At 39.3% G+C, this 870-nt stretch carries 2 protein-coding genes; both read right to left on the reverse strand.

All coding sequences use genetic code 11. From position 1 onward, the window contains the following. Window positions 1-550 (reverse strand): IS630 family transposase (locus JMX13_RS13590; RefSeq protein WP_201613352.1); only part of this gene is annotated, 550 nt, incomplete at its 3' end. Beyond that, window positions 477-830, reverse strand: coding sequence for an IS630 transposase-related protein (locus JMX13_RS13595; protein WP_201613354.1), 354 nt, complete (start codon window positions 828-830; stop codon window positions 477-479). The genes JMX13_RS13595 and JMX13_RS13590, both read right to left, overlap by 74 nt. Window positions 831-870: the final 40 nt, after the last annotated feature.

Below are 870 nucleotides of genomic sequence, written 5' to 3' on the forward strand. Positions count from 1 at the left end.
AGATACATCCCATATCACGAAACAGTTTAGGTAGATCATTCTCCATCCACCCTTGGCGTAGAAATTTTGCCTGTGCCCATTTTTTCTCTATGGGATTAAGATCAGGACTGTAGGGTGGCAGCCATAGAATACGATGGCCATGTCTGTTCAGTAATTTTTGAATGCGTTTGTTTTTATGAAATCGAGCATTATCCATAACAATTACGCATTTGGTTTTAAGGCTTGGAATGAGTGTGTGTTTGCACCAGTGGTAGAATATGTCACCATTAATGTTCTGCTCAAAGTAATCAAGCGCAAACAGCATCTTTTCATACAAAGCCCCGATAACATTAGTACGCTTTTTTGATTGCCAGTTGTAGCTACCAATGCAAGGCGTTCCAATGGGCGCATAGCCGTAAGGGCGAATGGTTTCAGCCTCAAAGCCGCTTTCATCCATGAAAACGATGGGATAGCATTGCTTCATAAAACGATCAAGCTTACTCTGATATTCCGCTCTTTTGATTGGACATGCTTTTGGATGTTCTAAGGTCTTTTTTTTGACTGATACCAAGGCGCTTTAAGGCAATCTCAATGCCTGATTTGCTACAATTTAAACGCTGTGCTCTCTCATACATATAATCGTCTGGATACTGTTCAACATCTTTTAATAGCACGTCATTAGGTATTTTACTGGGTGGTTTATTCCGAGTTTGTTTGATACTTGGGTTTTTCAGCCAGCGCTGTAATGCGGTTTTACTAATATTGTAGAAAGTACACGCTTCACGAATACTCATGTCTTTACTTTTAACACTTTTGATCACTTGAGCTCGGAAGTCTGCTGAATAGGTCATATATTCTTATACCATTTCGCTTGTTTTAAAACAATTGTAT

It is taken from the genome of Psychrobacter immobilis, from assembly GCF_904846285.1.
Taxonomy (GTDB): Bacteria; Pseudomonadota; Gammaproteobacteria; order Pseudomonadales; family Moraxellaceae; genus Psychrobacter; species Psychrobacter immobilis_D.

Coding starts and splice junctions, on each gene's coding strand:
- JMX13_RS13595 (WP_201613354.1), bottom strand. CDS start 830: ATGACCTATTCAGCAGACTTCCGAGCTCAAGTGATCAAAAGTGTTAAA.